Annotated in this window: 20 protein-coding genes and 2 pseudogenes; 9 read left to right on the top strand and 13 right to left on the bottom strand. The window is 63.0% G+C overall.

The genetic code is table 11. From position 1 onward, the window contains the following. Positions 1-1,084: 1,084 nt before the first annotated feature. From NKH38_RS31775 to NKH38_RS31765, 3 genes and pseudogenes are all read left to right on the top strand, one after another. Positions 1,085-1,402, top strand: a complete 318-nt coding sequence (locus tag NKH38_RS31775; RefSeq protein WP_031195897.1) for a hypothetical protein — start codon at positions 1,085-1,087, stop codon at positions 1,400-1,402. Between the two features lie 68 nt (positions 1,403-1,470). Beyond that, positions 1,471-1,584 (top strand): annotated as a pseudogene (locus NKH38_RS31770) (SDR family NAD(P)-dependent oxidoreductase); the annotation flags it as partial. Positions 1,585-1,765: 181 nt separating this feature from the next. After that, positions 1,766-1,894 (top strand): annotated as a pseudogene (locus NKH38_RS31765) (glutathione-dependent formaldehyde dehydrogenase); the annotation flags it as partial. A 799-nt stretch (positions 1,895-2,693) separates the two neighbouring features. On the opposite strand, the gene NKH38_RS31760 reads toward NKH38_RS31765, so the two are convergent. After that, positions 2,694-2,921: an AraC family transcriptional regulator N-terminal domain-containing protein gene (locus tag NKH38_RS31760; protein ID WP_502896690.1), complete on the bottom strand. Its 228-nt coding sequence runs from the start codon at positions 2,919-2,921 to the stop codon at positions 2,694-2,696. Positions 2,922-3,429: 508 nt separating this feature from the next. On the opposite strand from NKH38_RS31760, the gene NKH38_RS31755 reads away from it, so the two are divergent. The 6 genes from NKH38_RS31755 (at position 3,430) to NKH38_RS31730 (ending at position 7,462) form a co-directional block, all read left to right on the top strand. After that, complete coding sequence (locus NKH38_RS31755; RefSeq protein WP_352765408.1) at positions 3,430-3,972, top strand: sigma-70 family RNA polymerase sigma factor; 543 nt, start codon at positions 3,430-3,432, stop codon at positions 3,970-3,972. Next, positions 3,969-4,808 (top strand): anti-sigma factor family protein, encoded by an 840-nt coding sequence (locus NKH38_RS31750; RefSeq protein ID WP_352765410.1) that lies wholly within the window; start codon positions 3,969-3,971, stop codon positions 4,806-4,808. The genes NKH38_RS31755 and NKH38_RS31750 overlap by 4 nt, the downstream gene beginning before the upstream one ends. A gap of 277 nt (positions 4,809-5,085) precedes the next feature. Next, positions 5,086-5,331 (top strand): DUF680 domain-containing protein, encoded by a 246-nt coding sequence (locus tag NKH38_RS31745; RefSeq protein ID WP_023670610.1) that lies wholly within the window; start codon positions 5,086-5,088, stop codon positions 5,329-5,331. A 95-nt stretch (positions 5,332-5,426) separates the two neighbouring features. Next, positions 5,427-6,398, top strand: coding sequence for an MBL fold metallo-hydrolase (locus NKH38_RS31740; protein WP_352765412.1), 972 nt, complete (start codon positions 5,427-5,429; stop codon positions 6,396-6,398). A gap of 31 nt (positions 6,399-6,429) precedes the next feature. Beyond that, positions 6,430-6,909: a tetratricopeptide repeat protein gene (locus NKH38_RS31735; protein WP_352765433.1), complete on the top strand. Its 480-nt coding sequence runs from the start codon at positions 6,430-6,432 to the stop codon at positions 6,907-6,909. A 37-nt stretch (positions 6,910-6,946) separates the two neighbouring features. Next, the gene (locus tag NKH38_RS31730; RefSeq protein WP_502896691.1) at positions 6,947-7,462 is read left to right on the top strand and encodes a DoxX family protein; all 516 of its coding nucleotides are present in this window, start codon (positions 6,947-6,949) and stop codon (positions 7,460-7,462) included. Between the two features lie 343 nt (positions 7,463-7,805). Here the strand turns inward: NKH38_RS31730 and NKH38_RS31725 are convergent, their stop codons facing one another. The 12 genes from NKH38_RS31725 to NKH38_RS31670 all read right to left on the bottom strand — a co-directional run. Next, the gene (locus NKH38_RS31725; protein WP_050587397.1) at positions 7,806-8,312 is read right to left on the bottom strand and encodes a flavin reductase family protein; all 507 of its coding nucleotides are present in this window, start codon (positions 8,310-8,312) and stop codon (positions 7,806-7,808) included. A gap of 27 nt (positions 8,313-8,339) precedes the next feature. Beyond that, positions 8,340-9,770 carry an FAD/NAD(P)-binding protein gene (locus tag NKH38_RS31720; protein ID WP_352765417.1) on the bottom strand — a complete coding sequence of 477 codons (1,431 nt, stop codon included), beginning with the start codon at positions 9,768-9,770 and terminating at the stop codon, positions 8,340-8,342. Further along, complete coding sequence (ssuD, locus tag NKH38_RS31715; RefSeq protein WP_023686773.1) at positions 9,767-10,942, bottom strand: FMNH2-dependent alkanesulfonate monooxygenase; 1,176 nt, start codon at positions 10,940-10,942, stop codon at positions 9,767-9,769. The genes NKH38_RS31720 and ssuD overlap by 4 nt, the downstream gene beginning before the upstream one ends. Positions 10,943-10,975: 33 nt before the next feature. Next, complete coding sequence (locus NKH38_RS31710) at positions 10,976-12,223, bottom strand: SfnB family sulfur acquisition oxidoreductase (RefSeq protein ID WP_352765420.1); 1,248 nt, start codon at positions 12,221-12,223, stop codon at positions 10,976-10,978. Continuing rightward, the gene (locus NKH38_RS31705; RefSeq protein WP_352765422.1) at positions 12,220-13,011 is read right to left on the bottom strand and encodes an ABC transporter ATP-binding protein; all 792 of its coding nucleotides are present in this window, start codon (positions 13,009-13,011) and stop codon (positions 12,220-12,222) included. The genes NKH38_RS31710 and NKH38_RS31705 overlap by 4 nt, the downstream gene beginning before the upstream one ends. Before the next feature lie 65 nt (positions 13,012-13,076). Next, complete coding sequence (locus NKH38_RS31700) at positions 13,077-14,408, bottom strand: ABC transporter substrate-binding protein (RefSeq protein WP_352765424.1); 1,332 nt, start codon at positions 14,406-14,408, stop codon at positions 13,077-13,079. A 50-nt stretch (positions 14,409-14,458) separates the two neighbouring features. Further along, entirely contained in the window at positions 14,459-15,508 is a 1,050-nt protein-coding gene (locus NKH38_RS31695; protein WP_352765426.1) for a branched-chain amino acid ABC transporter permease, read from the bottom strand. A 3-nt stretch (positions 15,509-15,511) separates the two neighbouring features. Further along, positions 15,512-16,408, bottom strand: coding sequence for a branched-chain amino acid ABC transporter permease (locus NKH38_RS31690; RefSeq protein ID WP_352765428.1), 897 nt, complete (start codon positions 16,406-16,408; stop codon positions 15,512-15,514). Next, complete coding sequence (locus NKH38_RS31685; RefSeq protein ID WP_031251647.1) at positions 16,408-17,310, bottom strand: ABC transporter ATP-binding protein; 903 nt, start codon at positions 17,308-17,310, stop codon at positions 16,408-16,410. Before NKH38_RS31685 ends, NKH38_RS31690 begins: the two co-directional genes overlap by 1 nt. Positions 17,311-17,361: 51 nt before the next feature. Then, a complete protein-coding gene (sfnG, locus tag NKH38_RS31680; RefSeq protein WP_023739635.1) occupies positions 17,362-18,462 on the bottom strand; it encodes a dimethylsulfone monooxygenase SfnG in 1,101 nt (366 codons plus the stop codon). A gap of 24 nt (positions 18,463-18,486) precedes the next feature. Then, the gene (gene msuE, locus NKH38_RS31675) at positions 18,487-19,056 is read right to left on the bottom strand and encodes an FMN reductase (RefSeq protein ID WP_023670623.1); all 570 of its coding nucleotides are present in this window, start codon (positions 19,054-19,056) and stop codon (positions 18,487-18,489) included. Between the two features lie 792 nt (positions 19,057-19,848). Continuing rightward, positions 19,849-20,911, bottom strand: a 1,063-nt coding sequence (locus NKH38_RS31670; RefSeq protein ID WP_352904791.1) for a hydantoinase/carbamoylase family amidase, incomplete at its 5' end; no start/stop codon positions are given.

Below are 20,911 nucleotides of genomic sequence, written 5' to 3'. Positions count from 1 at the left end.
ACCAATGAAAACTGGATGGAGGCCAACCGATACATCAACATGGACGACCTGCGCGAGCACAAGAAGCTCGCTCTGCGCCAAGCCGCATGACCAGCATCATGGCTGCCCCATTTTGCAGAACTTGACGCACACAACCAGGTTTTGTGGCTCCCCAGCTATCAGAGAGCGCCGGCGATTATTGACAGACCCGGCTCTTGAAATTGGCTGAAATCGCCGCTCCACATTTCCGCATCTGTTTGAATTGTGTTTATCAACTAGTGCGAACGCTATGGCGAAGCAGGTTGAGCTGGCGGCGTTCCTGGCTGATCCCCGCCAGTGCTTGATCGCGGCGTGGGATCCTTGTCGAGCTTGGGATTCCGGTCCACCGGTTCGCCATTCACATCGTCGGCCTTGGAGTTTGCAGGGTCCGTTTGGCCAGGATTTGGGCTGTAAGTATCTGGCGATGGAACCCGGCTGTTTTGCTGTGTCGCCGGTGTCTTAGCCTGCTCGCCATAGATTTCAGCGATCCCCCAGGCAACGAGCGCCAAGACAAGGCCTGCCAAGAGCACGCCAAGGACCGGTCGCCCCAAGCCACCCTGCCTGGCCCGCTTTTCCGGAATGTTTCTGCTCATGATCGCAACCTTGGGCTAAGAGGAGTGGCCCGCGCTCCAGGAGCGAAGACGCGGGCAGTCAAGAGCTCCGGATGTTGGCCATGCGGCGAACAGGGAACTCGCTGCACATACCGAACTCGCTGGCGCTGTTGATGTTCCCACGGAATCCAAACAGCGCGCCGCCGGGAGCCGGACTGGCAATTTGGGTTGGAGTGGCTGGAACGAGCCAGCTCAAGGTCAACGAGCGGCGGTGTGCGTAAGCGGGCATTGCGAGCCAGACTGGAACTTTGCCGAATCTGCCGCGTTGCCGACCATGGCCGACTACAACGAGACCACCAATCCGGTGCTGACCGGTTGCAAGGCCCGCGTTGCCACCAGGGACATCTGTTTGAAGGCTATCTGAATTTGCTCCTCGTTGTTGGCGATTCCGCCCGATGGAACATCCTGATCCGCTCGCGGTTGGGGAAGCCCGGGCCAGCGGCAGGAGCATCATCATGAACGTCGAACGTAACCCGGCCGAAGACAGAGGCGATATTCAGTCTGGGGTGACAGAGGACAAGACGCCGGGATTCGACCCGGCGGCGGCGCCTATGGAAACCGATGCCGAAGCAGCAGACACCTGCGCCGTGCCGGTTCCCGCAGCGACGGGCACGCCGGCTTTCGCTAATCAAGCAAGCTTCGCCAATGCGATGCGGCGGCCGGACGACGAGCGCGCCCCGGCCCCGAGTAAAAACGGCCCGGTGCTGGCCATTGTCGCGCTTGTCGTCGTTGCCGCCGTCGTGTTCGTTGTCGCCGCGATTCTGGCGCGATAGCAGATCCTGCGCTTGCGCCAAACCTCTGCCCTGCGAAGCGATCAGGGATGCGGTCGTGGCAGCAGGCGATCAGCGGCTGGAAAAACAAGCTGCAGGTTGCAGCGGCGCATGGCACGCCGGCCGGCACCCTGACCGAGCAGCATTGCGGCATGGCCGAACCCGGCTCGGCCGCCAAGGGTTGAGGCCGGATGCTCGTTCGAAGCGGGAACATTTCACATCAAGCCAAGTTCGGGCTCGCAGAGCTTGTCGTCAAGGAACAGCACATGAAGGCCCTGACATGGCACGGCAAATGCGACATACGTTGCGAACAGGTGGCCGATCCGACGATCCAGGATGAACGCGACATCGCTGCAGAAAGTTCGGAACGGCGATATCGACCCGTCATTCGTGATCACCCATCGGGCTGGCCTCAAGGCCGGGCCCGCACTTTACAAAACCTTCCGCGACAAGGAGGACGGCTGCATCAAAGTCGTGATGCGCCCGCACGGCTGACCGTTCTGTCCAATGGCCCGACTTTGTTGTCCGGCCGTCTGCATGCTGAAAAGGCGAGAGTTGAAAATGGCCAAGGACAAACCCGCATCGACAAACCCGGCCGCCACACCTTCGGTCAGATCGCCTGAGGCCGCCGGCCTGCCACATCCCCCTCGCGATGCTGAAGACAGCGATTCCGGCGCCAGGCCGACCGCGCCCAAGACCGCTGGCGCCCAGCAAGCGTCCAGATCGCCGCTCGACAGCCGCGTTGCAAATCGCAATGCCGGCCGTCCTCATCAGGCAGGCACGACGCCTCGGCCGACCGACGAACCGCTGGAGTAAGATGAAACCTAAGCTGCGGCGCGTGTATCCGCACCGCGGTGTGTGCAGTCAGGCTCTTCCTGCCCTGCCGACTGCGCATACAGGTCTTGATCTCTCGTGGATCGTCGATCGGCAATCAAGACTTTAGCGGGAAATTCGATGGTACCTTGGCTGGGATCGGCTTCGGCTCTACACGATTGTATTTACTATGTTTTTCTTCGTAACGGTGGGCAATTTGTATCACAATAGGTATCGCAACTCTATCCCATGGCCCGAATTCCGGATCGTACCGTTGGCCGTCGCCGCAACCTGTGTACTCAAGCCCCTGCCCTTTTGCCCGGTGCAGATCGCTTGCCCAGTACCAGGGGCGAGCGGCTCGCGTACGAGCAGTTACCAAATTCGACACGTTGTTGCTACAATCCCGCGCAAAATCGTTTCAGCCGGTCCATTCCGCTCTCAATCACGGAGTCGGCACCACCCCAGCAAGGTTGGAGGCAGTCTAAGCTCGTGACCTAGGCCGCGATCTGGCTCTTGCCAAAGCTGTTTCGAACATCCCTCGCGGGTGATAAGCGCGACGGCCGGCGCGATGCGGCTTGCATGGCTGTCGGTGATTCCCGAGCGCGTGGATGCCTGCACCGTGGCGACCTGTCAGCAGCCAGTAGTGCATCTCACGAATAAGCTGGTTCTGCAGGATTGGGATTGACGCCGGACGATCGAGTAGTTTCATCAAACGCAATGCCAAAACCAGGACGCCCGGACCAATCACATTGCCGAGAAAGAATCACGCTGTCCGGGAATAAAAAGCCGCTTGCCCTGGTCCTCCATGCATGAGCTGCTGATTGACCTTGAAGGGACGCCGCACTGCAAACCCACACATTGCCGAGCACGACGGTATCGGTCGACGCGTTCCAGGACCTCTGGAAGGCGATAGGTCGGCCGCCTGCGGCCGGCTGGCTCACCTGTCTGCCGAAGGTGCTGCCGCGGTCGGGATCGGGAAAGCTCAGGTGCCGCGCATGCGAAATGGGTCGTGAATTCGGCAATGCTTGTGCTCGAGAAGCATCCATCTGGATGCATGTTTGCGGTCCAGTGCGTGATTGACACCGATGCGACGTTTGCCCTCACATTCAACGCAGTTGGCGACCCGGGATGTTTCCTCTGGGTTCGATCGCAACGCAGAACCATTCTCGCCATATGAGCACACGAGCTTGAGGCGAGGCGCATATGACGGTGTACCGATGCTGAGCAGCAATGCGCGAGCCGACCGCTTCGGCGAAGTGGTAATGCCCCATCTCGCCGACGCGCTTTCGCTGGCCCGCTGGCTGACCGGCAATGCCACCGACGCAGAGGATGTCGTGCAGGACGCCTGCATGAAGGCACACGCCAACATCGCAAGCTATGCAGGCGGCAATGCACGTGCCTGGCTGCTCACCATCGTTCGCAACTCGTGCTACACATGGCTGGCGCGCAATCGCCCGCGCAGCATCGTCTCGGTGGGTGACCTCGGTGATCTCGACGAGGTGAGCGCCGCTCACGCAGTCGATCTGACTGAGAGCAAAAGCCCGGAGGCGAGCCTGATCGCCAAGGCAGACGTGGCGGCCATGGAAGCGGCGATCGCCGCTCTGCCGCAACCCTTTCGAGAAACGCTCGTGCTGCGCGACGTGAATGGCCTCGCCTACCGCGATATCGCAGCCATGCTGGGCGTGCCGATGGGCACGGTGATGTCGCGGCTGGCGCGGGCGCGTGGCCTGCTGATCTCTGACCTTGGGAGGGCGCAATGAGTGCGCACAACGATGGATTGCCCGAGGACGCCGCAGGCATGAACCTGATGCTGCACGCGCTGATAGATGGCGAGCTTGACGCCGCCGCGGCCATGGCTGTCGAGCGGCGCATCGCCGCCGATCCCAAGCTGGCGGCCGAACATGCCCGCATCATGGTCTTGCAAGGGGCTGTGGCCAGGCTTCCGAAGCCCCGAGTGAGCGACGAGTTCAGCGCGCGCATTGCAGCCATGGCCGCGTCCAGCCGCGTCGAGGTGCTGCGGCCCAGAGCGCCGACACAGGCGAAGTCCGCTCGAACGTGGTGGTCGGCGCGCAACTTCGGACCATTCGACTGGCGCGCCATGGCGGCCTCGATCATGATCAGCGCAGTTCTGGCCAGCGGCGCGACGCAATGGGCGATGCTGCCTAGCGTAGCCGACAGCTTTGCCGCAGGGGTAGCCAGCGGCCACCAACGCAGCCTGCTGGCGACCAGCCCTGTCGATGTCGTCTCGTCGGACCGGCACACGGTAAAGCCATGGCTCGATGCAAGGCTCGGCCTTTCGCCGCCGGCGCCGGACATGGCCAAGGACGGATTTGCACTCATCGGTGGCAGGGTCGAGGTCATCGGCGGCCGGGCGGTGCCAGCGCTGGTCTATCGCCACCGCGAACATCTGATCACCCTTGTGGCCGAGCCGCAAAATGCCGGGGTGGTTACCGACCCGGTCGATCTCTCGGAGGGCGGTTTTTCGCTTGTGCATTGGAGCGACGGCGCCTTCTCATACTGGGCGATTTCCGACATGGAGCGGCCGGAGATCGACGACTTCGTGGCGCGCTTCCGCGCCGCCATCGTGACGGGCTGATAACCGTCTGTCGAAGCCTCTTCAGCCGATATCAAGTGCGATGTCACTGTTGGCTCAGCTCCTTACACGGGCTGAGACTACGGCAGCAGCATGGTGCCGACCTTGGACGTGCGCATGCAGCGTCGGCCCCAGTTCCGGGCGGGCGCCGCCCCTGATTTCGGGACCTCCAAAAGAATTTCGCGCCGCCCGGGAATAAAGGGACGTCCTGATGGGTCTTCTTGTTAGCGGGGCCAGTTTCCCGGCACGCACCCAAGAAACGAAAAAAGGATCTACCGAAATGACCAAGCTCGCTCTCAGCGTGGCTGCCATGCTGCTTGCCTCAACCGCTGCCTTTGCCGGCAGCGACCATGGCGGCAACAACTCCAATCAGCCGGTCGCTACCGTTGACACCAATGCCACTGCTTCCATTTCCCCCTCCCCGCGCCAAGCCGGCGTCGACACCATGGTGACGACCGGGCCGCGCCAGGGGTCGGTTCAGGACATCATCACCAGGCACAACAACGACGGCATCTGGGGCCGCTGAAGACACCCTTCCGAACATCTTCTCTTACCACTCACGATGGAGAGCCAAACCTTTGGCTCTCCATCATCACCCCATAAGGCTGCAGGAGATCACCTATGTTCATGATGACACGTCGCACGTTGCTTGGAACCACGCTCGCCGCGACCGCCTTCGGTCTGGCCGGCAAGCTGGAATTCACCCGTCCCGCCTTCGCCGAAACGTCGGTCGAGCCGACCGTCGGCTTCTACAAATACAAGGTCGGTGATATCGAGGTCACCGCCATCTATGACGGCATCTGGCGCAAGCCGCACGACCCGGCCTTCATCAAGGATGTTTCCGTCGAGGACACCAAGGCAGCGCTTGCCAAGGCCGGCCTGACGACAGACTTCATGCCCATCCCGCTCACCGTCATCGTCCTCAAGATGAACGGCAGGCTGATCATGATGGATGCCGGATCGGGCGTCGGCCAATGGCAGACCAATGCCACCCATCTGCCGGCCAACATGGCCGCCGCCGGCATCGACTATAAGACGATCGACACCATCATGATCTCGCATTTCCACCCCGACCATGTCTGGGGCCTGATGGAAAAGGGGACCAATGCACCGGTGTTCCCCAATGCCGAGCTGATCGTCAACGCCACGGAATACAAGTGGTGGACCGACCCCAGCCGGCTGGCCAAGCTGCCGGAAGGCCGCAAGCCGGCGGGCAAGCGCATCGCCGAAAATTTTCCGAAATGGAAGAACTGGAAGCTGGTCAATGACGGCGCCGAAGTCGCGCCCGGCATCCAGATCATCGCTGCGCCCGGCCACACGCCGGGACATTCGGTCTACCTCGCCAGCTCCGGAAAGGAACAGCTGATGATCTCGGCCGACACCATGTATGTGCCCGCCCTTCTGGCGCCGCATCCGGAGTGGCAGGGCAGTTACGACCAGGACGGGCTGACCGCTGTCGCCACCCGCCACAAGATCATCGACCGGGTGATCGCCGACAAAATCCGTGTTTCGGGTTCGCACTTCCCGTTCCCCGGCACCGGCGTCTTCGTGAAAGACGGCAATGCCTATGGTTTCACCCCAGTTCAGATTTGAGCGCGAGCTCCCAACCCAAGCGAGAAAGATGATGAAACAATCCTATCTGGGCAAGCACGCCCTGTTTGGCCTGCTTGGCGCCATTGCCGTGCTGACCATCGTTCCCGTGGCCACTATCATGCCGGCCTATGCGGTCGACGACATCGAGGGCACCGATGCACCCGACCTCACCGCCGTCCAGGCCAAGATCGCCGTCAAGGACTACAAGGGCGCGCTGGCCGATCTGCGTGATCTCGCGCAGGACAACCAGCAGGCCGACGTCTACAACCTGCTCGGCTTCACGTTGCGCAAGACCGGCGATTTCACCACCGCGCTGACCTACTACAACAAGGCGCTCGAGCTGAAGCCCGACCACAAGGCCGCCCGCGAATATCTGGGCGAACTCTATGTAGAGACCGGCGACATTGCCAAGGCCAACGAGCAGTTGGCGTCGCTGCAGAAGCTGTGTCCCGCCGGCTGTGATGAACTCGAAGACCTCCACAAGGCCATCGACACCAAGGTGACCAAGTAAAACCAGGCAGGCGCTGCAAGGCGCCTGCTCCTTTCCCATGGAGCCCATCGTGACAACGACACAAACCGCCTGGAAACCACATCTCACCGACTTGACCCTGCTGACGGGCCGCCTGCTGCTCTCATTGCTCTTCGTGCATGAAGGCCTGGAGCTGGCGACGCATTTCCCCGGTGCAGCCAAGGCGATGACGGCGCTCGGCGTCAGCCTGCCGCTTTTAATAGCCACCATAGCGCTGCAGCTGGGAGCTGGCTTTTCGGTCGGCCTTGGTCTGCTGACGCGTCTGGGCGCGGTGGCGCTCGGACTGTTCTGTATGGCAACGGCAGCTTTGTTCCACACCAATTTCGCCAACCAGAACGAATTGCTGCATCTCGAAAAGGATCTCGCCATAGCGGGCGGCATGTTCGTCCTGGCCTTAGCCGGCGCCGGGGCGATATCTCTCGACAGGGTGCTGAACGGCCTCGTGGAGCGCCGGCAACAGGACAGAGAGACGGTTGCGGCGCTCATAGCGGCCGGTAGGCCTCTCTCGGTGGGCGAAATCAAGCTTCCATTCTAAACCGGCCAACACGCCGGGCATCATACAACCCGCCCGCCCGGTCGGCGCCCGCAAACTGCCTCGGGGGGTGACGCAAGCCGTTCGTGGTGTGTCCTCCATTTTACGTCCGCTTATCGGCGCGGATAGTAATGCCCAGGAAGGACCTGCGACGATTCCGATCAGCAAGCCTCTTAATCGTTGTTGCAGTCGGCGATCTGCGGAGGTTCAAGGCATCCGTTGTTTGAATTACGTGCTCCCGCGCCGCGGATCATTCGCGGTTCTGGTATGCCAGAAGGCCAAGCATCGCGAGCGTCACTTTTCCGAGATTTGCATGGCTGTCAGAAAACGACACGTGCCAACCCGCTCAAGATGATCCATATGCGCCGCGATGATAGATCAACGCCGGGCCAGGCTCTCCGCTCACCACATGTCGGACGGTGCCGAGGATCAGCGCATGGCTGTGACGAATGATGGTGTCCTCGACCGTGCAGTCTACCGCGGCAAGCGCACCTTCGAGTGCCAGTGCGCCGCTTGCAAGGGTGGACCAGCGCGCACCCTCGTAGCGCGCCTGCCCCTTGAGGCCGCCTCGGCCGGCAAAACGGTCGGCAATCGCGATCTGGTCGGCGCGTAGCACATTCACGCAGAAGTGCCCATGCCGGCTGATGGCTGCCCATGTCGACGAGCTCAGGTTGATGCTGACGACCATCACCTCCGGTTCGACCGACAAGGAATGGGCGGTGGTAATTGTTGCGCCCGTCCGCTCGTCGCCGATGCCTGCGGTGACCACGGACACGGCTCCGGCCAGGTGTCGCATCGCAAATTTCAGGGGGATCCGGGTTTCATCCGGCAGAATGCGTTCGGTTAGTGTCATCTGGATAGCCTCATCGTGTTTGCATCCTCACGACGCCCTGCGACGCAACGCCGTCTGGTAACCCAACCATTGGTGAATTTCGGTGGCGATGCTCTCGGCATGGGCGGTGACTTCAGGGATGCCCATCAGCTCGCCGACGCTGCCGCGCGCCAGGGGTCCGCTGATGAAAATATTGTCGGCCGGGTGACCTGACGCATCGACCGCGCGGCCGTGGCTGTCGGTGTCGAGACCAAGGCCGGTTGGGTCAAGACGGACCAGGCCCAGATGTCCAAGGGTGGCAATCGCCGTGTTGGTGCGAAGAATGTCGGCATGCGCCGGCCCGGTCGTCACGATCACGCTGTCGAACGTCTCAACGATGAGATCGTGTCGGCGCCTTGACCGCTGTGTGACGCGGATACGTCCGTCGGCCTCTTCGGCCTCGACAATCGATCCGGGGCGATAAGCGAGCGTCCCCTCGTCAAGGCGGCGATCCAGCACGACTGCTACCTGTGGTGCGATGCGGAAACGATGCACGTCCCAGAGTGCGCGAAGATGGCGCACCACGCGGCGCTGCTCGGCGAGCGGCAAGGCCTGCCAGATCAACTGCCCCTGACGCCGGACAGCGTCGAGGACCGGATACCAGTCTTCGCCCTGTCGCGTCGCTGCCGCGATCGTGGCCCGGATGCGCCTGAGCAGCACCGTGGCGCTGCGTAAAGGCAGGCTGGTGAAGTCGCCTATCGGGTCGCCCTGCATGGCGGCCTGCACATGCGAGCGATAGCCATGGCGCGACAGTGCCGTGATGCGGCCGCGATGACCTCTACGGTCGAGGGCTGCAATGACGTCGGCCGAGGTCAGACCGGTGCCAACAATGAGAACACGGTCGTCGCGGCCGATCGCCTGCAGCCGTTCGAGATCGTAGGGATTGGCCACCAATCCGGCGACTGAGGCCACGCTGCGCAGCGGCGCCGGGAGGGCCGGCAATGGATGCGTCGCGGCGATCACCACAGCATCGGCGGAAAGCGTTGCGCCATCGGACAGGACAAGCCGGTAGCCCTCGCCACTGCGCTCGACCCAAGCAACTTCGGCCCTGACATGGCGGATCGCCTTGCTTTGCAGGAAGGGCTGCAGGTGGGATTCGACATAGCGGCCGAAGACCCGACGCTGCGGGTAAATCGCGCCGCTGGCGGCGATGGCCTGCGTATCGTCCAGAATAGCGCCGGTCTGCTCCAGCCAGTCGGAAAAATGGCCCTCCTCACCTGAGATCAGCGTCATCCTGGACGCCCGCACGTTGATGCGGTGCGAGGGATCGGCCGTCGAATAGGCCAGACCATAGCCGAGCGCCTCGCGCGGTTCGACGACCACGATATCGGCTGCATCGGCGGGCAGCAGCCGCGCCAGGTGAAACGCGGTTGCGGCGCCGGAAAAGCCGCCGCCAATGATGGCGACCGTCAGTTTCCCAGCCCTGCGGGAAGCGCTCAAGACTGGCTCGCGCGCAGCGCCGATGGTCGATGATCTCCGGCCACCGTTTCGCCGAACGGTCCCATGTTCACCGTCGTCGGCCGGGTCGAGATTTCGTGATCGAGCGGCAGCAGCGGCAGCACCAGTTCGCCGAAGCGATAGGCTTCCTCCAGATGCGGATAGCCGGACAGGATGAAGGTATCGATGCCAATCCTTCGGTATTCGTCGATCCGTTCTGCCACGGTCGCCGCGTCACCGACCAAGGCGGTGCCGGCGCCGCCGCGCACGAGGCCAACGCCGGCCCAAAGGTTCGGGCTGATTTCGAGCTTGTCGCGGCTGCCGCCATGCAACCGGCTCATGCGCGACTGGCCAACCGAATCCATGCGGGCGAAAACCTTCTGTGCCTCGGCGATCGTCTTGTCGTCGAGGCGGCTGATCAGCCGATCGGCATCGGCCCAGGCCTCGTCATTGGTCTCGCGAACGATGACATGCAATCGGATGCCAAAGCTCACTTCGCGGCCGGCCTTTTCGGCAAGGCCGCGCACATGCTCGACCTTGGCGGCGACGTCCGCCGGCGGCTCGCCCCAGGTGAGGTATTTGTCGATCTGCTCGGCGGCGACCGCATTGGCCGCGTCCGACGAGCCGCCGAAATAGAGCGGCGGGTGCGGCGTCTGCACCGGCGGGAACAGCAACCTGCCATCTTCGATGTGGAAATGCTTGCCTTCGAAGGCTACGGTTTCGCCGCTGAGCACGGCCTTGTAGATGTCGAGGAATTCCCGCGTCACCTCATAACGCTCGTCATGGCTGAGGAATATGCCATCGCCCTTGTTCTCGACCGGATCGCCGCCCGTGACCACGTTGATCAGCAAGCGCCCGCCCGAAATGCGGTCGAGCGTCGAGGTCATGCGCGCGGCGAGCGTCGGCGACTGCAGCCCTGGACGGACCGCAACGAGAAAGCGAAGTCGTTGCGTCAGCGGCGCCAACGCCGACGCCACCACCCAGCTGTCTTCGCAACTGCGCCCGGTCGGCAGCAGCGCGCCATAATAGCCGATGGCGTCGGCCGCCTTGGCGACCTGGGTGAGATAGGGCAGGTCGACCGCCCTGCCGCCCTCGGAGGTGCCGAGATAGCGACTGTCGCCATGGGTGGGCAAGAACCACAGGACCTTGATCCTGTCGGGGGTGGCAGTGCTCATGAATAGTCCTTTGTGACTTTACGGCGTTCCCGCTCAGCTCCAGGCGTGGAGGGGCGGGTTGACCTCGTTCAGGTAATAGTTGCCGAGGATCGCGTATTTCCAGCGCACCGGATCGTGCAGGGTGTGGGTGCGCGCATTGCGCCAGTGGCGGTCGAGATTGTGCTCGGCCAGCGTGGATCGCGTGCCGGCAAGTTCGAACAGTTTGTTGGTGGCGTTTATGGCGATCTCGGTGGTGAGGATCTTGGATTCGGCGACCGCGATCTGCGCTTCCGCGACCGTCTTCTCGTTAGGATCGGCCACGGCGCGGTCGACCGCAAGGCCGGCCTTTTCCAGAATAGCCTCGGCCGCATTGGCGCGCAGGCGAAGGTCGCCGATCGCCTGGATCGTATAGGGATCCTGCCAGGCATGATCGACGCCGCTGTCGATCCACGCGCGCGACCTGGTACGCACGAAGCTGACCGTCTCGTCGATCGCCGCCTTGGCGATGCCGAGATCGACCGCCGCCTGGATGATCTGGAAGATGGGCCCGTCGGCTGTCGGTTTGTCGTACCCCTTGTAGCCGGGGACGAGATGCGTCTTCGGCACCTTCACATTGTCGAGCAGGACCGTGCCGGAGAGCGTCGTCTTCTGGCCGAAGCTCGACCAGTCGTCGATGACGGTCAGTCCGGACGCCCCGCGATCGGCGATGGCATACCAGGCGCGCCCCTCGTCATCGAGCGCCACAATCGGCACCAGATGGGCGAGCAGGGCGCCGCTTGAATAGAATTTCTGGCCGTTGACCACGACATGGTCACCGGCATCGACAAACTTGGTCTCGAAGTCTGCGGCACGCTTGGAGCCGAACTCGGAAAACGCGTTGCCAAAGCGCGTGCCGGACAGTGCCTCGGCGAAGAGCAGCTTTTTCTGCGCCTCGTCCGAAACCGTGCGGATGGCGGCGACCACGCCGAGATGGTTCTGCGGAATCTGGCCAAGCGAGGGATCAGCCGTCGAGATGATGGTGATCACCTTCGACAGCGTCACATAGGACACCTCCGGCCCCCCATAGGCCTTCGGCACATTGATCGACCACAAGCCGCTCTGCGAAAACGCATCGAGCTCTTCCTTCGGCCAGATGCGCTCGCGGTCCCGCTTCGACGCTTCCCTGGCGAATTCAATGGCAAGTTTTTCGGCGATGGCGATCGCCTCGGCATCGGTCTTGATGATATGCGCCTTGGCCGACGGGCGCTCCACTGGAGGCACGGCGACGCGCGCGTCGGACGGCTGCTTGGATTGGATGGTCATGCTGCAGTCTCCTGGGGGAAGTGTTGCGATGGAAGCGGCGCGCCGCCGAGATAATAGGTCTTGATGTCGTCGCGCTGGCGCAGGTCGGCAGCCGACCCTTCCAGCACGCTTTTGCCGTTTTCGAGGACGGTGGCACGATCAGCATATTTCAGCGCCACCGCCGAATTCTGCTCGGCGACAAGGATCGAAAGATCTTCGTCCCGATTGAGCCGCTTCAAGGCGCTGAAGATCTCGTCGACGATCAGCGGCGCGAGCCCCATCGAGGGCTCGTCGAGCACGAAGAGTTTCGGCCGCGACATCAGTCCGCGACCGATCGCCGTCATCTGCTGCTCGCCGCCGGAGGTGAGGCCGGACCGCGTGCGCCGTTTCTCGAGAAGCCTCGGAAACAGCGCGTAGACACGCTCAAGGTCGGCCTTCACGCCAACGCGCGAGGATGAACGCCCGAGCGCCCCGGTCAGAAGGTTCTCCTCGACCGTCAGCGAGCGAAAGCAGTGCCGGCCCTCGAGAACCTGGACCAGGCCCTTGCGGACGAGGTGCGAGGGACTTGCCCTAGAAACATCCTCGCCATCGAAAATGATCCGGCCGGCAGTGACGGAGCCGCGCTCTGCCGGCAGAAGATTGGATGCGGCGCGCAACAGCGTCGTCTTGCCGGCGCCGTTGGAGCCGAGCAACGCCACGATCTCGCCCTTGCCGACCGAGAGGTCGACGCCATGCAGGGCGGCGATGGCGCCGTTGTAGACGGCCTCGACGCGGCTGATCGACAGGATCGGATTTTCCGGGCTGGACATCGATAACTCCGCTGCGAAGATGGATGGCACGGCCGGCCCGCGGGCCGGCCGTGAGCTCTTCAAACTCAGTTGCTGACCACCGCATCGGCGTCTTCGGCCGTGCGGATCTTGAGGCCCTTTTCCTTGGCATAGGCCTCGGACGACTTCTCGATGATCGGGCGCAGCAGCTTCCAGTCCGGCGCGATCCAGTCGGACACGACGTTCCACTTCTTGCCGTCCCACTGCTGGAAGGTCACGTAGCCATCACCCTCGTGATTGTCCCAGGAGACGTTGATCGAGTGGAACAGGTCCTTGGCACCGAGTGCCTCGACGCGCGCCGGGTCGAGCTTGAGATGTTCGAAGCCCCAGCGAACCTCGTCGCCGTTCAGCGTGCGATTGCCGAACTTGGCCTGGGCGATGCGGATGGCTTCGACATTGAGGATGCCGTTGACGATGCCGAGATTGTGGTAGACCGAGCCGATGCGGCTCTTGTCCTCGAGATTGCCCTTGCCGGCGTCGTAGACCGTCTTGACGATCTCCTTGACGACCGGGTAGTCGGCGCCAGACGCCTGGGTGGTGATGGCGGTGTAGCCCTTGGCGGCGTCGCCGGCGGGGATGACGTCCTCTTCAGAGTTGGACCAGACATTGCCGACGATGTGATCGGCCGGGAAGCCGGTCTTCTGCGCGGTCTTCAGCGCAACCGGGTTCATCACGCCCCAGCCGCGCAGCACGACATAGTCGGGACGATCGCGACGGATCGTCAGCCACTGTGCCTGCTGCTCGTTGCCGGGGTGCGGAACCTCGATCTGCGACAGTTCGAAACCGTATTTCTGCGACAGCAGCTCATAGATCGGGATCGTCTCCTTGCCGTAGGGCGAGCCGTGATAGAGCACGACGATCTTCTTGCCCTTGAGCTTGTCGAGGCCGCCTTCCTTGGAGGCGATGTAGTTCACGATGCCCGATGTTTCGCTGTAGGGGTTGAGCAGCAGCGGGAAGACGTAAGGGAATACCCGGCCGTCGGTGGTGTCGGTGCGGCCGTGATTGATGGTGATAAGCGGCACCTTGTCGTCGGTGATGCGGTCGATCATGGCGTAGGCGATGCCGACCGAGAGCGGGTTCCAGGCGGCGATGCCGGGATTGCTCTTCAACCGTTCGTAGACCTCGACGCCCTTCTCGACCTCATACTGGGTTTCGCCCTCGCTCCAGGTCAGCTTGACGCCATTGACGCCGCCGTCGCGGATGTTGATCAGGTTGAGATAGTCGATGAAGCCGCCGAAGAAGCCGGTGCCGCCCGCGGCATAGGGGCCGACGCGGTAGCTCTGCAGCGGGAAATATTGTTCGTCGGCATGGACGGCTGTCGCGCCGAGCACGAAAGCGGTGGCGATCGCCGCTTTCTTGAGGTGACTGAAGAAGGTCATGAGTTGCGTCTCCTGAGGTTTTGGGTCCGTGAGAGAATGTCGAGCGGCGCTCAGCTGGACCTTGAGCCGATCCGTCGTTTCAGGCGGTCGAAGAGGGCCGACAGCCCGTTCGGTTCCGCGATGAGGAAAATGATGATGAGCGCGCCAAGCACGATGCGCTGGCTCATGTCGAGCACACCAGAATCGAACAGGCCGCCAAACACGAAGGCGCCGAGCCGAGACAGAAAGAGCGGGAAGACGACGATAAATGCGGCGCCCAGAAACGCACCGCGTATCGAAGCCAGCCCGCCGATGATGATGATGAACAGGATCTGGAACGAGCGGTCGAGATTGAAGCCGGCCGGCTCGACCGTGCGCAGATAGGTGAAGGCCCACAGCACGCCGGCGACGCCGATGATGAAGGACGAAATGGCGAACGCCAGCAGCTTGGTCCGCAGCACCGGCACGCCGATGACGCGCGCGGCGGTTTCGTTGTCGCGCACCGCGATGAAATTGCGGCCGGTAGCGCTGTTGACCAGGCGCCAGACCAACGCCGTCAGCACGATGACGGTGGTGACCGACAGCAGGTAGCGGCCGGTGGCGCCGTCGAGCGAAAACCCGGCGACGGCAAGGTGCGGCGCGGAAATCACCCCGGACGGATTGTCGTTGGAGAACCAGCCGAACTTGGTCAGCGCCCACTGCACGAAGAACTGAGCGGCGAGCGTCGAGACGGCGAGATAGAAGCCCCGCAGGCGCAGGCTCGGCAACCCGAAGATGACGCCGATGCCGGCGGCCGAAATCCCGGCCAGGATCATGGTCGCAGCCAGCGGCAGTCCTTCGACTCGCAGGTTGAAATTGTATGCGGCGAAGGCGCCTACCGCCATGAAAGCGGAGGAGCCAAGCGAAAGCTGGCCGCAATAGCCGGTCAAGAGGTTGAGGCCGACTGCCGCCAGGCTGAGCGCAAGGAACGGCAGCAGGATCGCCTCGACCAGATAGCTCGACGCAAAGGCCGGGACCAGGCCGTAGACGACGACGATCGCCACGGCCGGCAAAGCTAATTTCCGGGCGAACCTCAGCCAGTCGATTGGAGCCCTTGCGGCATCGAGCGCTTGCACGGCCATCGGTCAGACCCTTTCGACGGTTTTCTGGCCAAACAGGCCGGAGGGGCGCACCAGTAGGACAACCAGCGCCAGCGCATAGGCGAACCAGCCTTCGATGCCGCCGCCGAGGAAGGGTCCGAGATAGACCTCAGCGAGCTTTTCGCTGGCGCCGATGATGAGGCCGCCGACGATGGCGCCAAGGATGGAATCGAAGCCGCCAAGCACCAGCACCGGCAGCGCCTTCAACACGATCAGCGATAGCGAGAACTGGACGCCGAGGCGCGCGCCCCACAGCAGTCCCGCGACCAGCGCCACGAAGCCTGCAGCCGTCCACACCGTTCCCCAGATCCGCGGCAGCCGCAGCCCGACGGCAAGTGCCGCGAACTGATCGTCGGCGACGGCACGAAAAGCCAGCCCGATCCGCGTCCAGTAGAAGAATGCGCTCAAGCCGGCCACCATCGCCGCGGCAATGCCGGCCGCGAGCAGATCGAAGGACGAGATGAGGATGCCGCCGACCTCGAAAGGCGTGTCGTCGATGCCGAGATCGAGCCCGTGCACCTGCGTTCCCCAGATCAGCTGGGCTGCACCCTCGATGATGTAGGACAGGCCAAGCGTGGCCATGAACAGCGTCATCGGCGAGCGGTTGACCAGCGGCCTGAGCACGGTTCGCTCGATGGTGAAACCCAGCGCGACCATGACTGCGAAGGTGATGAGCAGCGCAAGCGCAAACGGGATGCCGCGTTCGACCAGGCTGACGAAGGTGAGTGCCGCAAACAGCACCATCGACCCTTGCGCGAAGTTCAGCACACCCGACGTCTTGTAGATCAGCACGAAGCCGATGGCGACGAGCGAATACATGACTCCCGACAACAGGCCGCCGACCAGCACTTCGACGACGAAGAGAAAATCATAGTAGCTCATCAGATGCCCTCGCCATCCTCGCCCTCGGCGGTGCCGAGATAGGCCCGGATCACGTCCGGATCGGCGCGCACTTCGGCCGGCGTGCCGTCGGCGATCTTGCGGCCGTAATCGAGCACGGCGACGCGGTCGGAGAGGCCCATGACGACCCCGATGTCGTGCTCGATCAGGATGATGGTGACGCCATGCCGGTCGCGCGCGGCGCGCACGAACCCGGCCATCTCGGCTTTCTCGGTCGCCGTCATGCCCGCCATCGGTTCGTCGAGCAGCAGGATCTTCGGCTCGGCAACCAGCGCTCGCGCCAGTTCGACCCGCTTCTGCAAGCCGTAGGGCAGCGTCGCGACCAGCTGATCGGCGACCGTTTCCAGATGCAGGAAGGCGATTGTCTGGTCGACCTTTGCGGCAATCGCAGCGTCTTCGCGCCTGGCGCGTGGCAGGCCGGCAATATGTTCGACGAAACTGGCGCGCCTGGTGTGGACGCGGCCCGACGCGATGTTGTCGTGCACGGAAAGCCCGGGAAAGAGCGCCAGGTTCTGGAAGGTGCGCGCGACGCCCAGACGTGCCAGACGGTTCGCGGGCACACGGGAGAATGACTGGCCGGCGATCGCGATCTTGCCGTGGTCGGCGTGATAGAGGCCGCTGATGATGTTGATCAGCGAGGATTTGCCTGCGCCGTTGGGGCCGATCACGGCGCGGATTTCGCCGCTCTTGACCTCGAGATCGACATCGCTCAGCGCCGTGACGCCGCCGAACGAAATGCCAATCCCGCTCAGAGTCAGGATCGCATCGACCTTTGCCGACAGGCGCGCCGGGCGCGTGTCCGTGAGTGGACCAGCGCCAGCAAGAATGCCGGGGATTTCGGGCGCACGCTCGTATGCGGCGGCTCCCAGCGAAGCACCAATCATGACACGTTCCTGATTTTGAAGGAGTGCGCGGCCCGCAGGCCACGCCCTGGCCTATTCGGCGGCGACAAGCTCCCTGTCACGCGCCGCTTCCAGTTCGCGCACCAGCGGGATGATGCGCTTGCCGAAGAACTCGACCTCTTCCTGGAAATGCAGGAAGCCGAGCAGGATCAGATCGGCGCCGGCATCCTTCAGCTTGAGGATGCGTTCGGCGATCTGTTCCGGCGTGCCAATCAGATTGCTGCGGAAGCCGTCATTGTATTGCACCAGATCCTCAAGGGACGACTTCGCCCAGTTTCCCTCGCCTTCCGGCGAGGCCTTGCCGGCATTCTTGACCTGGTCGGCAAAGCCCTGCACCGCTTCGGGATTGGCCTTGGCGACGATCTCGTCCAGCACGGCGCGTGCTTCCGCCTCGGTTTCGCGAGCAATGGCAAAGGCGTTGACGCCGATCTTCACCTTGTGGCCATTCGCCTTCGCCTTGGCCTGGATATCGTCGACCTGCTTCCTGATCTCTTCGGGCGTGTTGCCGTTGGTGAAATACCAGTCGGACACCCGCGAAGCCATGTCACGCGCGGCGCGCGACGAGCCGCCCTGGAAGATCTCGGGCTGCGGATCGATCGGCTTCGGCTTCATCGAGTAGTTGGTGAAGCGATAGAAGTCGCCCTTCAGCGTAAAATTGTCCTCGGTCCAGATGCCGCGCAACGCGCGGATGAACTCCTCCGAGCGGCGGTAGCGCTCGTCATGGTCGAGCCACAGCTCGCCGATGGCGGCGAACTCGCCACGGAACCAGCCGCTGACGACATTGACGGCCACGCGGCCATTGGTCAGGTGGTTGATGGTGGCGATCTGCTTGGCCGCCAGCGCCGGGTTCCATGGACCGGGCAAGACGGCGGCAATCACTTTCAGCGTTGTGGTGGCGGCCAGCAGTGCGTGGCTGAACGACACGGATTCGTGCTGGTTGTCGGCGCCGTAACCGGCGGTGAAGCGGATCTGGCTCAGTGCGTAGTCGAAGCCGTTGGCCTCTGCGATCTGGGCGAGCTTGCGGTTGTAGTCGATGTCCCAACCCGTCCGCTGCTCGATGTTGGAGATGACCAGGCCGCCGGAGACGTTCGGAACCCAGTAGGCGAATTTCAGGCCGTCGGAATGAGACGTCATGTCGTTGTTCCCTTTTTGGTTGGCTCAGCCGACGCGCGCTGCGGCGGCGGCATTTGCATGGTTGGAATTGAGCAGTGAAACCGCTTCGGATGCGGCCCGTGAAATGCGTTCGCGTATCGCCTCGCCGACGATTTCGGCGCCGATGAAATCGTCGGGCGCCCCATAGACGCCGGTCGGTACGGTGACGGCGCCGAAAAAGCCGAATAATGGCCGCAACTGATGTTCGAGAACCAGGCCATGGTATGGACTTCCGCCTGTCGCCGCGAGAAGCACGGTCTTGCCGGCGAGCGCGCGATAGTCGACGAGGTCGAACAGGTGCTTGAGGGCGCCGGTGTAGGAAGCCCGATAGACAGGCGTTCCGACCACGAGCAGATCGGCCTTCTCGACACGCTGGATAATCGCTTCGCCGGACGCGCCGAGGGCGCCACGGGACAGTCCGACAAAAAGCGAAGGCGCCGCCTCGGTGATTTCGATCAGGCCCGTGTCTGCCGGGACGCGCAGCGCGACGTCCTTGACCAGCGCGTTCACCACCGCGGTTGTTCGCGATGGCGTGCTTACGCCGCCGGATATTCCGAGAACCGATAGCCTTGCCAACTCGTCAATCTCCCAGACCCTTGCGCCTCGGTCATTTCCAGACCGGGGCAGACGATATTCGACAAAATCTATAGAGATAAGGAACGACGTTTCGATTTTTCGCCTTTGGCGAGAAAAATCCGGTTCTGCTAATGTGCGGTAGCAACGTCCATCTGGCGATGGCCGGGAAGGATCAAAACGGCTCGCAGTCATCTATCGACATTTTTGAAAGCGCCGATGCCTTTGGGCAATAAGGTTCGTTGCCATGATGCCTGGCGTCGCCGTCGCGCAATACCACGAAGCGGCTTCCCTTGCCGGCGACATCACCAGTTTCTGGGTGCCCAATCGGGATTGTCTCTTTCCATGGTGCGCGACATTGGCTTTAGGATTAGCCGCAGCGACAGTTGGGACACACGCATCCTTGTGGACGCCTCGAGTGCGACAACGTCCAGCAGCGCTGGACGGCTGGACGGCGCCAGTTGCTCGCGATCGACACGGGCAAGCTCTATGGCGGGCGTGGGGATTTCCTGCCGGTGGCCGAGGCGATAGCCAGCAGATCGTCCATCTCGGTAAGTCGACGAGATCGTCACCGCCTATCACCCACGGCGTCAATGACGGCCCAGGGATCTGGTGGGCTTTTCTGCTGGGTCAGGTGTTGAATGTGGGCCGATCGTACGTCCGCGATCAATCCGCCGCAACTCGGCGGCCTTGACCACCCGTTGCAGCCCGCCGACGTCACGAAATGACGGACGGGCACCAGGAAGTCCCACGGGTTGCCTCTTCACGCCAGCACGCCTGTGCCACCGTCGCTGCCTAAGAGGCGGCGACGGTGGCCGCTTGAAGCAGAACCCGCGCGCCGGTAACCGCGTGGGCAGGCTCCACATATTCCGCCTCGTTGTGGCTCAGCCCGTCACGGCACGGCACAAAGATCATCACGGCAGGCGCCACCCGGGCGAGGAACAGCGCGTCATGGAATGCACCCGAGATCATCTGTTTGTGCGGCAGCTTTAGGCTATTGGCGGCCTCCTCGACGGTTTTGACCATATCGGGAGAGAATGCCGCCCCCGGCATGTCGAACGACCGACTGATCGTTACCGTGCAATGCTGAGCTTCTGCCTCCGCCGCGCACACCTGGCGCAGTTCTGCTTCGATGGCATCGAGCCGCTCTACCCGCGGATGCCTGATATCGACGGCGAAGACCACAGACTGCGGTATGGCGTTGATCGATCCCGGCTGGGCGGTCACCCGGCCCACCGTCAGCCTTGCCCTGCTGTCGAACGGCATGATCGTCGTCTGGAGCTTGTGAATCGCGGCAACGGCCGCGACCATCGGATCCCTACGGTAGGCGAGGCCGGTTGTACCGGCGTGACCGGCGGCGCCCTCAATGCAGACCTCCAGCCAGCGCGTACCTTGCACGGCTGTGACGATACCGATCGGCAACCGCTCCTTTTCCAGCGATGGTCCCTGTTCGATATGCAGCTCGATGTAGCCGGATATCGGCATGCCGAGGGGGCGAAGGGTTGCCTCTGGCAAGGCGGAGATCGTTGCCCCGAGCTCCTCTGCGAGGGACGCACCGTCGCTGCCGACTATGGACCGCCATGCGCAAATGTCGGCTCCGGTGAAGGCCATGGAGCCCATGACACCCGGCGTAAACCGGCTGCCCTCTTCATTGGCCCAGGCGACGACCTCGATCGGCATCCGAGTCTCGGCCCTCGCGTCCTCCAGCGCTTCGAGCGCCTCGAAGGCGGAAAGCGTGCCGAGCGCTCCATCGAAGCGCCCGCCGGTCGGCTGGCTGTCGAGGTGGCTGCCGATCAGCAGCGGCGGCAGGGTGGCATCCGTGCCCTCGCGGCGGATGAAAAGGTTTGCCATGGCGTCC

Source organism: Mesorhizobium sp. M1078 (genome assembly GCF_040318615.1).
In the GTDB taxonomy this organism is placed as follows: Bacteria; Pseudomonadota; Alphaproteobacteria; order Rhizobiales; family Rhizobiaceae; genus Mesorhizobium.
The sequence above is the reverse complement of the archived record's forward strand: the minus strand, read 5'-3'. Positions and strand labels throughout refer to the sequence as shown.

Bases quoted from the DNA above. Each gene is read 5' to 3' on its own strand.
- NKH38_RS31775 (WP_031195897.1), top strand. From the start codon at position 1,085: ATGAACGTCGAACGTAACCCGGCCGAAGACAGAGGCGATATTCAGTCT.
- NKH38_RS31760 (WP_502896690.1), bottom strand. From the start codon at position 2,921: ATGAAACTACTCGATCGTCCGGCGTCAATCCCAATCCTGCAGAACCAG.
- NKH38_RS31755 (WP_352765408.1), top strand. From the start codon at position 3,430: ATGCTGAGCAGCAATGCGCGAGCCGACCGCTTCGGCGAAGTGGTAATG.
- NKH38_RS31750 (WP_352765410.1), top strand. From the start codon at position 3,969: ATGAGTGCGCACAACGATGGATTGCCCGAGGACGCCGCAGGCATGAAC.
- NKH38_RS31745 (WP_023670610.1), top strand. From the start codon at position 5,086: ATGACCAAGCTCGCTCTCAGCGTGGCTGCCATGCTGCTTGCCTCAACC.
- NKH38_RS31740 (WP_352765412.1), top strand. From the start codon at position 5,427: ATGTTCATGATGACACGTCGCACGTTGCTTGGAACCACGCTCGCCGCG.
- NKH38_RS31735 (WP_352765433.1), top strand. From the start codon at position 6,430: ATGAAACAATCCTATCTGGGCAAGCACGCCCTGTTTGGCCTGCTTGGC.
- NKH38_RS31730 (WP_502896691.1), top strand. From the start codon at position 6,947: ATGGAGCCCATCGTGACAACGACACAAACCGCCTGGAAACCACATCTC.
- NKH38_RS31725 (WP_050587397.1), bottom strand. From the start codon at position 8,312: ATGACACTAACCGAACGCATTCTGCCGGATGAAACCCGGATCCCCCTG.
- ssuD (WP_023686773.1), bottom strand. From the start codon at position 10,942: ATGAGCACTGCCACCCCCGACAGGATCAAGGTCCTGTGGTTCTTGCCC.
- NKH38_RS31710 (WP_352765420.1), bottom strand. From the start codon at position 12,223: ATGACCATCCAATCCAAGCAGCCGTCCGACGCGCGCGTCGCCGTGCCT.
- NKH38_RS31705 (WP_352765422.1), bottom strand. From the start codon at position 13,011: ATGTCCAGCCCGGAAAATCCGATCCTGTCGATCAGCCGCGTCGAGGCC.
- NKH38_RS31700 (WP_352765424.1), bottom strand. From the start codon at position 14,408: ATGACCTTCTTCAGTCACCTCAAGAAAGCGGCGATCGCCACCGCTTTC.
- NKH38_RS31695 (WP_352765426.1), bottom strand. From the start codon at position 15,508: ATGGCCGTGCAAGCGCTCGATGCCGCAAGGGCTCCAATCGACTGGCTG.
- NKH38_RS31690 (WP_352765428.1), bottom strand. From the start codon at position 16,408: ATGAGCTACTATGATTTTCTCTTCGTCGTCGAAGTGCTGGTCGGCGGC.
- NKH38_RS31685 (WP_031251647.1), bottom strand. From the start codon at position 17,310: ATGATTGGTGCTTCGCTGGGAGCCGCCGCATACGAGCGTGCGCCCGAA.
- sfnG (WP_023739635.1), bottom strand. From the start codon at position 18,462: ATGACGTCTCATTCCGACGGCCTGAAATTCGCCTACTGGGTTCCGAAC.